Below are 12,851 nucleotides of genomic sequence, written 5' to 3'. Positions count from 1 at the left end.
ATTATGCACGTATTTTATACTCCTGATATACAAAAGAGCAAGGAACTTCCCGAAGAGGAAGCGCAGCATTGCATCCGTGTCCTGCGGTCAAGTATCGGAGATGAAATCACCCTCACCGACGGTAAGGGCAATTTCTATAAAGCAGAAATTACGGCTGCAACCAACAAACGTTGCCAGGTGGCCATCAAGAAAACGATATTTCAGGAACCGCTTTGGCCCTGCCATCTCCATATCGCCATGGCACCGACCAAGAATATGGATCGTAACGAATGGTTTGCAGAGAAAGCCACCGAAATAGGGTTTGACGAATTGACTTTCCTCAACTGCCGTTTCTCGGAACGCAAAGTCATCAAGACCGAACGGATAGAGAAAATTCTCATTTCAGCAATCAAGCAATCACTCAAAGCCCGATTGCCCAAGCTGAATGAGATGACAGATTTCGATAAGTTTATCACCCGGAATTTTAAGGGACAGAAGTTTATCGCCCATTGTTATGAAGGCGAGAAACCGATGTTGAAGAATATCCTGAAACCCGGAGAAGACGCACTCGTACTGATAGGCCCCGAAGGGGACTTCAGTGAAGAGGAAGTGAAGAAAGCCATCGGGCAGGGATTCGTTCCCATTAGCCTGGGCAAGTCACGGCTTCGCACAGAAACAGCGGCACTGGTAGCCTGTCATACGCTGAATCTGCAAAACCAATAACCGTAGAAACCGACTGAATCAATGATTATACAACTTTTAAATAACATAAGTATGGCAAAGAAAATGATTTCACGACTTTCGGTACTGGCAGTACTGATTGTTTTTCTGGCAGCATGTTCCAAGACATCAGAGTACACTAACGTGATACCGGCTGATGCCTCGGTAGTCGCTTCTATCAACCTCAAATCTCTTGCCGCCAAAGCAGGGCTGAACGATAAAGAGAATGAAGCTGCCAAACAAAAGGTATTGGAAGCGCTGAAAAGCGGAATGAATGCCGCCACTTTCCAACAATTGGAGAAGGTCATGAATAACCCCGGCGAATCGGGTATTGATGTAGAATCCCCGTTCTATGCTTTCTCTTCATCTTCTTTCCCATATCCTGCCGTCGTAGGTAAAGTGAGCAACGAGGATAACCTGCATGCTTCACTGGATGTGATGGCTAAAGAACAAATCTGCCAGCCGGTCAGCGAAGCTGACGGTTACAGCTTCACAACCATGAACGGCAGCCTGCTTGCTTTCAACAACTCTACTGTGATAATTGTCACCGTAAACGGTACTTCACAAACGGATAAAGCTAAAGAAGGCATCACCGCCCTGATGAAACAGACTGCCGACAACAGTATCGTGAAATCCGGCGCTTTCCAGAAAATGGAAAAACAGAAAAGTGATGTTAACTTCTTCGCTTCAATGGATGCTATTCCATCAACCTACCGCAACCAGGTAAGTATGGGCTTACCTGCCGAAGTGAAGCCGGAAGATATCACTTTCGTAGGTGGACTGAATTTTGAAAAAGGAAAGATTGTCCTCAAGAGTGAAAACTACACAGAAAACGAAGCTGTTAAGGCGTTACTGAAAAAACAGATGGAATCGTTTGGCAAAACCAACAGTACTTTTGTCAAATACTTCCCGGCTTCTACACTGATGTTTCTTAACGTAGGCGTAAAAGGAGAAGGACTTTATAACCTGCTAAGTGAAAACAAGGAATTCCGAAACACAATATCCATCGCCAAGGCTGATGAAGTAAAAGAATTGTTCAGTTCGTTCAACGGTGATATTTCTGCGGGATTGATTAACGTTACCATGAACAGCGCTCCGACATTCATGCTATACGCAGACGTAAAGAACGGAAACGCACTCGAAGCTCTTTACAAGAACAAACAATCACTAGACTTGAAAAGAGGGGAAGATATTCTGGAACTTGGAAAAGACGAATATGTCTACAAAACCAGAGGTATGAATATATTTTATGGCATCAAAGATAAACAGATGTATGCTACCAACGACGAGTTACTTTATAAAAACATAGGTAAAGCAGCAGACAAGTCTATCAAGGAAGCTCCTTATGCATCAGCGATGAAGGGTAAAACGGTATTCTATGCTATCAATGCAGAAGCAATTCTCGAACTTCCTGTTGTCAAAATGCTGGCAGGTTTCGGCGGTCAGGAAGTAAAGACCTATCTTGAACTGGCCAATAAAGTATCCTACCTGTCTATGAGTACCGAAGGAGAAGTCAGTGAATTCGACCTCTGCCTGAAAGACAAAGACGTGAATGCCCTCAAACAAATTGTAGACTTTGCCAGGCAATTTGCCGGCATGTAATAATCTGTAAACAAACGGTATGAATAGTATTCACCTACAGCAAACACTTCCCCAAGTGTTTGCTGACCGTAATTCGGTGACTTCAGATGTATGGCATCAAGACCTTTTCTTCCGGAAAGGAGAAATGTATCTGATTAAAGCCGCTTCCGGCACCGGAAAATCGTCTTTGTGCAGCTATATCTATGGCTACCGCAACGACTATCAGGGGATTATCAATTTCGATGAAACCAATATCAAAGCATACTCCGTGAAGCAGTGGGTCGACCTGAGAAAACATTCATTGAGTATGCTTTTTCAAGATTTACGCATCTTCACCGAGCTTACCGCTCTCGAGAATGTGCAACTGAAGAATAACCTTACCGGCTGCAAGAAGAAAAAGGAGATTCTGACATTCTTCGAACAACTGGGTATCGCGGATAAGATAAACGTCAAAGCCGGCAAACTCTCTTTCGGACAGCAACAGCGTGTCGCCTTCATCCGCGCACTTTGCCAACCGTTCGATTTCCTTTTCTTGGATGAGCCTGTCAGCCATCTGGACGATGATAACAGCCACATCATGGGAGAACTCGTCATTGCCGAAGCCGAAAAGCAGGGAGCCGGAGTTATCGCGACTTCCATCGGCAAGCATATAGACCTGCCTTATCATTATATTTTCAAATTATAACAGAAATGACTATGTATTATCATAAAGAGACTAGGCACGGATTACACGGATTTCACGGTTTAAGATTTATAGGAAAACAGCGTAATCCGTGTAATCCGTGCCAAAATCTTCCATATCAAAATAATCAAGTATAAAACAATGAATACCCTTGTCTGGAAACTTCTCCGTCAACATATCAGTATCGGTCAACTGATCGGTTTCTTTTTGGCCAATCTATTCGGCATGATGATTGTACTGCTTAGTGTGCAGTTTTATAAAGATGTCATTCCGGTATTCACCGAAGGGGACAGCTTTATGAAAAAGGATTTCATCATAGCTACGAAGAAAATTAGCACACTCGGTTCTTTTGCAGGAAAGAACAACACGTTTACCGCCGAAGACATCGCCGATCTGAAAAAGCAACCATTCACCAAAACCATCGGAGCTTTTACCCCTTCCCAATTCAAAGTATCAGCAGGGCTGGGAATGAGAGAGGCAGGCATTCATCTTTCCACCGATATGTTTTTCGAGTCCGTTCCCGACGAATTCGTTGACATCAAACTCGACAAATGGCACTTTGACGAAGAAACTCATACCATCCCCATTATCATCCCGCGCAACTATCTGAATCTTTATAATTTCGGTTTTGCCCAAAGCCGCAGCCTGCCGAAGCTATCGGAAGGATTGATGGGACTTATCCAAATGGACATCATGATGCGCGGTAACGGACGGGTGGAACAGTACAAAGGGAACATTGTCGGTTTCTCCAATCGTCTGAATACGATTCTTGTTCCTCAATCTTTTATGAAATGGGCCAATGAAAACTTTGCTCCGAACGCAGAAGCACAGCCTGCCCGGTTGATTATCGAAGTCAGTAATCCGGCCGATTCTTCCATCGCCAGCTATTTCCAAAAGAAAGGATACGAAACGGAAGACGGAAAACTGGATGCCGGAAAAACGACTTATTTTCTCCGCCTCATCGTGGGCATCGTATTGGGAGTCGGTCTATTTATCAGTATCCTTTCATTCTATATCCTGATGCTCAGCATTTTCCTGCTGCTGCAAAAAAATACGACCAAGTTGGAAAGCCTGCTACTAATAGGATACAGCCCCAACAGAGTAGCATTGCCTTATCAGATACTCACAGTTGGACTAAATGTTATCGTACTCGTCCTGTCCATCGGCTTAGTCTGCTGGCTACGCGGTTATTACATAGACAGTATCCGATTACTTTTCCCGCAACTGGAAACAGGAACGTTATGGGCTGCTATCAGCATGGGAATCCTGCTATTCATCGTTGTATCGGTTATCAACATATTGGCAGTCAAGAGAAAGGTTCTCTCCATCTGGATGCACAAGGCATAGATGTAATAATATTGCAAAAGTTTGTAATATCATACACATTCAGTATTGTTTCGATAAATCCTTTTTGCATTCTCGAAATAAGTGGTACTTTTACGCAGTTTTCACAAAGGCAATATATGATATGAAAAGTAAAACTACGTTCCTTATAGATAAAGGTTTGAGGGTTTTCTTTGCCGGAATACTTTCAAGCCTGTTTTCGTTATCTGCATCCGCGCAAAATATGCAGGATACCATCATCGCGTATTTCAATCTCCTGAAAAATGTACCTCAGGAAAAGTTGTACCTGCACCTGGACAAGCCATACTATGGAGCCGGAGAAAAACTATGGTTCAAAGGATATTTGGTAAATGCGGTCACGCACCAGGATAACACACAGAGTAATTTCATCATTACAGAACTCATCAACCGTTCCGACTCTATCGTAGAACGGAAAAAGATTCGCAGAGATTCCTTAGGCTTTCACAATGCCTTTACTCTCCCGCCCACCCTTCCTGCCGGTGATTATTATCTGCGGGCATACAGCAACTGGATGCTCAACCAGGAACCGGAATTCTTTTATTCACATAACCTGAAAATCGGTAATTCCATTGATAATACCATCATTTCAAACATTGAATACCAACAGGAAGACGAAACGCATTATACCTCAAAAGTAAAATTCACAAGCAATACACAAGAAGCCTTCAAAAATACGACCGTCCGCTACCGTTACATCGAGAATGGCAAAGTAAAAGACAAAGGCAAAAGAAAGACAGACGAAAACGGACTGATTTCCATCTCCTTACCGGACTTAAAGCCCACAGCAACGCGCCATATCGAGGTCGAATTCGACGATCCGCAGTATATATATAAGAAAACCTTTTATCTGCCTTCATTCAACAAAGACTTCAACGTCCAATTCTTCCCGGAAGGTGGTGCCTTATTGGCTGTCGCCCATCAAAACATAGCTTTCAAAGCTCAGGGGACAGACGGATTCTCGAAAGAAATAGAAGGATTCCTGTTCGACGCCAAAGGAGACACGTTAACCGCTTTCCGTTCAGAACACGACGGTATGGGAGTTTTCACCTTAAATCCAATCAGCGGAAATTCCTACTATGTGATGGCCAAAACCAATGACGGCATCAGCAAGCGGTTTGACCTGCCTGCTGTAGAACAAAGAGGAATCGGGCTTTCCATGTCACATTACAAGAAGGAAATACGCTATGAAATTCAGAAAACGGAGACTACCGAATGGCCGCAAAAATTATTTTTGCTCGCACATACCCGTGGGAAACTGGCAATTCTCCAACCAATCAATACCGGCAGGACTTTCGGAAAAATGAATGACAGCTTGTTCACCGCAGGCATTACCCATTTTATGCTCATCGACCAACAAGGAAACGCACTCAGCGAACGCTTGGTCTTTGTGCCCGACCGGAATCCCCATCAATGGCAAATCCAACCCGATAAACCGACATACGGGAAAAGAGAAAAAGTATCCCTGCAAATTTCAGCAAAAGATACTAACGGTAACCCCATAGAAGGCAATTTCTCCATCAGCATCACCGACAGGAGAAGCATCCAACCGGATTCTCTCGCAGATAATATCATATCAAATCTGCTGCTGACTTCCGATTTGAAAGGATATATAGAAGACCCCGGACATTATTTTCTTCATCAAGACCCCAGAACACTACGAACACTTGACTTCCTGATGATGACTCACGGATGGCGCAGACATCACATCAATAACGTACTGGCCGCCCCTTCACTGAATCTCACCAATTATATGGAAAAGGGACAAACCATCAGCGGACGAATCAAAGGTTTCTTCGGAAGTAATGTAAAGAAAGGGCCTATCTGCGTGTTAGCTCCCAAGCAGAATATCATTGCCACCACTACTACGGACGAGAAAGGAGAATTCATCGTGAACACATCTTTCAGAGACAGTACAACTTTCCTTGTTCAGGCACGTACGAAAAGAGGATTTGCCGGAGTAGATATAGAAATCGACACTCCCCAATATCCTGTGACCTCGCATAAATCCCCTTTCCGTGACGGAACGGCAACCTTTATGGAAGACTATTTACTCAACACCCGCGACCAGTATTATATGGAAGGCGGAATGAGAGTGTATAATCTGAAAGAAGTGCTTATCACAGGAAATCGCGCCAAGCCCCGTTCGGAAAGTATTTATACCGGTGGAATCAACACCTACACTATCGAGGGAGACAAACTCGAAAACTACGGGGCACAGACAGCTTTCGATGCAGTCAGCAGACTGCCGGGAGTCAGCGTGACCAACGGAAACGAGATTCACATCCGCAATAACCCCGAACAACCTGTCATTGTCATTGACGATGTTGTCTATGAAGACGACAACGATATATTGACTATGATACAAACCAGCGATATGTCAAGTTTGAGCCTTCTTCGCGGGGCAGATGCGGCAATATTAGGTTCGCGCGGTTCGGCCGGTGCCATCGTCATTACATTAAAAGATGGAAAAGACCTTCCCGCAAAACCCGCACAAGGTATCATTACGTGCACGCCACTGGGATACAGTGATTCGGTTGAATTCTATGCACCTGCTTACGATACTCCCGAAAAGAAGGACGCACAGCGCACGGACTTACGAAGCACTATCTATTGGAATCCGTCACTACAACTAAACGCAGAAGGAAAAGCAACCATCGAATATTATACTCCGGACAGCACTGCACCGGAAGATATAACCATAGAGGGGGTAGATAAGAACGGCAAGGCATGCCGGATAGTACAGACGATAAACAAATAGCTGTTTAAAATATAACATAGTTCTGCAAATTTCCAGCCCTCTAATCTTGATAAAAAAGCATTTGAATGTCAAGCGGGTAAAAAATATTTCGTATTTTTGCGGATATAAAAGAATGAAGCTATGCCGGACTATGATTTAATCGCCATACTCGGACCTACAGCCTCGGGTAAAACACCTTTTGCCGCTGCTTTGGCCTATGAACTCAACACGGAAATTATCAGTGCCGATTCCCGTCAGATATACAGGGGAATGGACCTTGGCACAGGAAAAGACCTCGCCGACTATACGGTAAACGGACGTGCTATCCCCTATCACCTGATTGATATTGCCGAGCCCGGATATAAATACAATGTATTTGAATATCAACGCGATTTCCTGATTTCTTACGAATCAATCAAACAAAAAGGTTGTCTCCCCGTTTTATGTGGAGGGACAGGCATGTATATTGAATCCGTACTGAAAGGATACAAGCTCATGCCTGTACCGGAGAATCCGGAATTACGGGCTCGTTTGGCGAATCATTCGCTTGAAGAATTGACGGAAATATTAAGTCAATATAAAGCCTTACACAACTCTACTGACGTAGATACTGTGAAACGGGCTATCCGTGCCATAGAGATTGAGGAATATTATGCCGTCCATCCGGTGCCCGAACGGGAATTTCCAGAGTTGAACAGCCTTATTATCGGTGTAGATATCGACCGGGAGCTGCGTCGTGAAAAGATAACCCGACGGCTGAAGCAACGCCTGGATGAAGGCATGGTGGATGAAGTACGGCGGTTGATTGAACAAGGTATCGCGCCGGATGATTTGATATACTATGGGCTGGAATACAAATACCTGACTCTCTATGTCATAGGCAAACTGACTTATGAAGAGATGTTCAGCGGTTTGGAAATAGCCATCCATCAGTTTGCCAAACGGCAGATGACGTGGTTTCGCGGTATGGAAAGAAGAGGATTTACCATCCATTGGGTGAGTGCCGGACTGCCGATGGAAGAAAAGATAGCCTTTGTAAAAGAAAAACTGGAAGGGAATTAGTATCTTTGGCAGTTGTTTATAATGAGATTTTTAATACAGTAGGATAGAAATACGGATATGAGTGTAGAACCGAAGAAATGGGGTGTGATTTATAACCCGAAAGCCGGTACCCGAAAGGTAAAGAAGCGCTGGAAAGAAATCAAGGAGTACATGGACAGCAAAGGTGTTGACTATGACTATGTGCAATCCGAGGGTTTCGGTTCAGTAGAACGTCTTGCCAAGATTTTAGCGAACAATGGCTATCGAACGATTGTCGTTGTGGGCGGTGATGGGGCTTTGAACGATGCCATCAACGGTATTATGCTATCCGATGCCGAAGACAAAAATGATATCGCTCTCGGTTTTATCCCGAACGGTATCGGAAACGACTTCGCCAGGTATTGGGGACTCAGTACTGAATATAAACCTGCGGTAGACTGCATTATCAATCACCGGTTGAAGAAAATAGACGTAGGATACTGCAATTTCTATGATGGAAAAGAGCATCAGCGCCGTTACTTCCTCAATGCCGTCAATATCGGACTGGGTGCGCGAATCGTGAAAATCACTGACCAGACGAAACGTTTCTGGGGAGTGAAATTCCTGTCGTATGTCGCCGCCCTGTTCTCACTGATATTTGAACGGAAACTATACAGGATGCACTTGCGAATCAACGACGAACATATCCGCGGACGTATCATGACGGTATGCGTGGGCAGTGCTTGGGGCTGGGGACAGACTCCGAGTGCCGTTCCTTATAACGGATGGCTGGATGTTTCCGTAATCTACCGTCCTGAATTTCTTCAAATCATCTCCGGTCTGTGGATGCTGATTCAGGGAAGAATCCTGAACCATAAAGTAGTGAAAAGCTACCGGACGAAGAAAGTGAAAGTACTTCGGGCACAAAATGCTTCTGTGGATTTGGACGGACGCATATTGCCGAAGCATTTCCCCTTGGAAGTGGGCATACTTCCTGAAAAGACAACACTTATTATTCCAAACTGATAATAATAGTAAGAAAATGATAGAACTTAAAAACAATCCTGCCGGCAACTTCTTTCTGTTGGCCGGCCCATGTGTAATAGAAGGCGAAGAGATGGCAATGCGTATTGCCGAACGAGTGGTAAAAATCACCGAAGCATTGCAGATTTCTTATGTATTCAAAGGATCTTACCGCAAAGCAAACCGTTCGCGTCTGGATTCGTTTACAGGTATCGGTGACGAGAAAGCGCTGAAAGTACTGCAAAAGGTACGCGATACCTTCGGAGTCCCTACCGTGACAGACATTCACAGCGCGGAAGAAGCTGAAATGGCAGCCGAATATGTGGATATCCTTCAGATTCCGGCTTTCCTTTGCCGCCAGACAGATTTGCTGGTTGCAGCCGCCAAGACCGGAAAGACGATTAACATCAAGAAAGGACAATTCCTCTCCCCGTTGGCTATGCAGTTTGCCGCCGATAAAGTGGTGGAAGCCGGAAATAAGAACGTCATGCTGACCGAACGCGGAACAACTTTCGGTTATCAGGATTTAGTAGTCGACTATCGCGGCATCCCCGAAATGCAGACATTCGGTTACCCCGTCATTCTGGATGTCACCCATTCATTGCAACAGCCCAACCAAACCAGCGGAGTGACCGGCGGAATGCCTCAACTAATAGAAACCGTCGCCAAGGCAGGTGTAGCCGTAGGCGTTGACGGAATCTTCATCGAGACACATGAAAATCCTGCCGTAGCCAAGAGCGATGGTGCCAATATGCTCAAATTAGACTTGTTGGAAGACCTGCTTACCAAGTTGGTACGCATACGTGAAGCTATAAAATAACGTTTTTTCCTGTCTATTTGTGATTTGTAACCTAATACAACGACAAATTACTCAGAAACATTTATTTAAATTAAATAGAACATGAAACATTTATTACGTGGATTATTCATTGCAGTCCTTATTATATGCTGCAATTTTCAGCCCGTACTTGCACAACCCATGCAACAACTGCCCGTGGACAAGAATGTCCGTATCGGCAAGTTGGACAACGGACTTACTTATTACATCCGGCACAACGCACTCCCCGAGAAACGGGTAGAATTCTACATCGCCCAGAAAGTAGGTTCTATTCTCGAAGAACCGCAACAACGCGGTCTGGCTCACTTCCTGGAGCACATGGCTTTCAACGGAACCAAACATTTCCCGGGTGACGAAACCGGACTGGGTATCGTGCCCTGGTGCGAAACCAAAGGTATCAAGTTCGGAACAAACCTGAACGCATACACCGGTGTCGAGCAGACTGTATATAACATCAGCAATGTGCCGACAGAGAATGTCAATGTCATTGACTCCTGCCTGCTTATCCTGCACGACTGGTCTAATGCCATCAACCTTGCCGACAAGGAAATCGACAAAGAACGTGGTGTCATCCGTGAAGAATGGAGAAGCCGCAACAGCGGTATGCTCCGCATCATGACAGACGCGCAGCCCACCTTGTACCCCGATTCCAAATACGCTGACTGTATGCCTATCGGAAGCATAGACGTTATCAACAACTTCCCTTATCAGGATATCCGCGATTACTACGCGAAATGGTACCGCACAGACTTACAGGGAATTATCATCGTCGGCGACATCAACGTAGACGAGATCGAAGCGAAACTGAAAAAGGTTTTCGCCGACGTGAAAGCTCCTGTAAATCCTGCCGAACGTATCTACTATCCGGTAGCGGACAATCAGGAACCGCTTATCTACATCGGAACTGACAAGGAAGTGAAGAATCCTTCTGTAAATATCTTCTTCAAACAGGACGCTACTCCTGATTCCATGAAGAATACCATCGCCTATTACGCTACCCAATATATGCTTAGCATGGCGATGAATATGCTGAACAACCGCCTGAATGAACTTGCCCAGACAGCCAACCCGCCTTTCACCAGTGCAGGAGCAGGATACGGTGAATTCTTCCTTGCCAAAACGAAAGAAGCATTCAGCCTGAGCGCAAGCAGCAAAATAGACGGTATCGACCTAGCAATGAAGACTGTACTGGAAGAAGCCGAACGCGCACGCCGCTTCGGATTCACGGCTACAGAATATGAACGTGCACGCGCCAACTATATGCAAGCCGTAGAATCCGCTTACAACGAACGTGAAAAGACAAAGAGCGGTGCATACGTTGACGAATACGTGAGCAACTTCCTCGATAAAGAACCGATTCCGGGCATCGAATTTGAATATATGCTTGTCAATCAGATGGCTCCGAACATTCCGGTAGATGCAATCAACAAACTTATGCAACAGCTTATCACGGACAACAATCAAGTGGTTCTGCTTGCCGGCCCCGAAAAAGAAGGCGTGAAATATCCTGCCAAGGAAGAAATCGCAGCCCTGCTGAAAGAGATGAAGTCTTTCGACTTGAAGCCCTACGAAGACAAGGTTTCCAACGAACCGCTAATCTCCGAAGATATCAAAGGCGGAAAAATCGTATCTGAAAAAGCCGGAGATATATACGGCAGTACGAAACTCGTACTTTCCAACGGTGTGACGGTATATGTGAAACCGACTGATTTCAAGGCAGACCAGATAATGATGAAAGGTGTAAGTTTCGGTGGTACAAGCGTATTCCCGAACGAAGAAATCATCAATATTTCACAGTTGAACGGCGTAGCCCTGGTAGGTGGAATCGGTAACTTCAGCAAAGTAGACCTTGGCAAGGCTCTTGCCGGCAAACGTGCGTCTGTAGGTTCAGGTATCGGCAATACGACCGAGACTATTTCCGGTAGCTGCTCTCCGAAGGATTTCGAGACAATGATGCAGCTCACTTACCTCACATTCACTTCTCCACGCAAAGACAACGAAGCATTCGAATCTTACAAGAACCGCCTGAAAGCGCAACTCCAGAATGCGGACGCCAACCCGATGACAGCATTCAGCGATACAGTGACACGTGCTTTATACGGTAACCACCCGCGTGCCATCAAGATGAGAGAAAGCATGGTAGACCAAATCGACTATGACCGTATCATTGAAATGTACAAAGACCGTTTCAAGGATGCAAGCGACTTCACTTTCTACCTGGTAGGAAATGTAGATTTGGAATCCATGAAACCGGCAATCGCCAAGTACTTGGGAAGCCTGCCTTCCATCAACCGTAAAGAGACTTTCAAGGATAACAAGATGGATATCCGCAAGGGACAATATAAGAATGAATTTGCCAAGAAACAGGAAACTCCGATGGCTACCATCATGTTCCTTTACAGCGGCACTTGCAAATATGACTTGCGCAACAACATCCTGCTCAGCTTCCTCGACCAGGCTTTGGATATGGTTTACACTGCGGAAATCCGTGAAAAAGAAGGCGGCACATACGGCGTGAACTGTAGCGGAAGCCTCAGCAAATATCCGAAAGAGGAACTAGTTCTTCAGATTGTATTCCAGACTGACCCTGCCAAGACAGAAAAACTGTCTGCCGTTGTTGTAGAACAGTTGAACAAGATGGCTAAAGAAGGCCCGTCTGCCGAACACATGCAGAAGATTAAGGAATATATGTTGAAGAAGTACAAGGATGCTCAGAAAGAAAACGGCTACTGGCTCAATAATCTGGACGAATTCTTCTACACCGGCATCGACAATACGAAAGACTATGAAAAGTTGGTCAACAGCATCACAGCAAAAGAAGTTCAGGATTTCCTTGCCAAGCTGCTGAAACAGAACAACGAAATCCAAGTCGTTATGACTATGCCGGAAGAAAGCAAATAATATTC

General features: G+C 45.0%; 9 protein-coding genes. All 9 read left to right on the top strand.

Features of this window, described 5'->3' with window-relative positions:
• Positions 1-3 precede the first annotated feature (3 nt).
• Positions 4-702, top strand: a complete 699-nt coding sequence (locus BQ7997_RS20105; protein WP_073347797.1) for a 16S rRNA (uracil(1498)-N(3))-methyltransferase — start codon at positions 4-6, stop codon at positions 700-702.
• Positions 703-753: 51 nt separating this feature from the next.
• Positions 754-2,301: a DUF4836 family protein gene (locus tag BQ7997_RS20100; RefSeq protein ID WP_073348475.1), complete on the top strand. Its 1,548-nt coding sequence runs from the start codon at positions 754-756 to the stop codon at positions 2,299-2,301.
• A gap of 19 nt (positions 2,302-2,320) precedes the next feature.
• On the top strand, positions 2,321-2,965 hold the full coding sequence (locus BQ7997_RS20095) for an ATP-binding cassette domain-containing protein (RefSeq protein ID WP_073347796.1): 645 nt from the start codon (positions 2,321-2,323) through the stop codon (positions 2,963-2,965).
• Between the two features lie 138 nt (positions 2,966-3,103).
• On the top strand, positions 3,104-4,309 hold the full coding sequence (locus BQ7997_RS20090; RefSeq protein WP_073347795.1) for a hypothetical protein: 1,206 nt from the start codon (positions 3,104-3,106) through the stop codon (positions 4,307-4,309).
• Between the two features lie 121 nt (positions 4,310-4,430).
• Positions 4,431-7,085, top strand: a complete 2,655-nt coding sequence (locus tag BQ7997_RS20085) for a TonB-dependent receptor plug domain-containing protein (RefSeq protein ID WP_073347794.1) — start codon at positions 4,431-4,433, stop codon at positions 7,083-7,085.
• Between the two features lie 120 nt (positions 7,086-7,205).
• A complete protein-coding gene (miaA, locus tag BQ7997_RS20080; protein WP_073347793.1) occupies positions 7,206-8,126 on the top strand; it encodes a tRNA (adenosine(37)-N6)-dimethylallyltransferase MiaA in 921 nt (306 codons plus the stop codon).
• Between the two features lie 57 nt (positions 8,127-8,183).
• Positions 8,184-9,110: a diacylglycerol/lipid kinase family protein gene (locus BQ7997_RS20075; protein ID WP_022139889.1), complete on the top strand. Its 927-nt coding sequence runs from the start codon at positions 8,184-8,186 to the stop codon at positions 9,108-9,110.
• Positions 9,111-9,126: 16 nt separating this feature from the next.
• Positions 9,127-9,927, top strand: coding sequence for a 3-deoxy-8-phosphooctulonate synthase (gene kdsA / locus BQ7997_RS20070; RefSeq protein ID WP_073347792.1), 801 nt, complete (start codon positions 9,127-9,129; stop codon positions 9,925-9,927).
• 81 nt (positions 9,928-10,008) lie between these two features.
• Entirely contained in the window at positions 10,009-12,846 is a 2,838-nt protein-coding gene (locus tag BQ7997_RS20065; RefSeq protein ID WP_022139891.1) for a M16 family metallopeptidase, read from the top strand.
• Positions 12,847-12,851: the final 5 nt, after the last annotated feature.

It is taken from the genome of Bacteroides congonensis, assembly GCF_900130125.1.
Classification (GTDB): Bacteria; Bacteroidota; Bacteroidia; order Bacteroidales; family Bacteroidaceae; genus Bacteroides; species Bacteroides congonensis.
This window is presented reverse-complemented; position numbering and strand designations above follow the sequence as displayed.

Coding starts and splice junctions, on each gene's coding strand:
- BQ7997_RS20105 (WP_073347797.1), top strand. CDS start 4: ATGCACGTATTTTATACTCCTGATATACAAAAGAGCAAGGAACTTCCC.
- BQ7997_RS20100 (WP_073348475.1), top strand. CDS start 754: ATGGCAAAGAAAATGATTTCACGACTTTCGGTACTGGCAGTACTGATT.
- BQ7997_RS20095 (WP_073347796.1), top strand. CDS start 2,321: ATGAATAGTATTCACCTACAGCAAACACTTCCCCAAGTGTTTGCTGAC.
- BQ7997_RS20090 (WP_073347795.1), top strand. CDS start 3,104: ATGAATACCCTTGTCTGGAAACTTCTCCGTCAACATATCAGTATCGGT.
- BQ7997_RS20085 (WP_073347794.1), top strand. CDS start 4,431: ATGAAAAGTAAAACTACGTTCCTTATAGATAAAGGTTTGAGGGTTTTC.
- miaA (WP_073347793.1), top strand. CDS start 7,206: ATGCCGGACTATGATTTAATCGCCATACTCGGACCTACAGCCTCGGGT.
- BQ7997_RS20075 (WP_022139889.1), top strand. CDS start 8,184: ATGAGTGTAGAACCGAAGAAATGGGGTGTGATTTATAACCCGAAAGCC.
- kdsA (WP_073347792.1), top strand. CDS start 9,127: ATGATAGAACTTAAAAACAATCCTGCCGGCAACTTCTTTCTGTTGGCC.
- BQ7997_RS20065 (WP_022139891.1), top strand. CDS start 10,009: ATGAAACATTTATTACGTGGATTATTCATTGCAGTCCTTATTATATGC.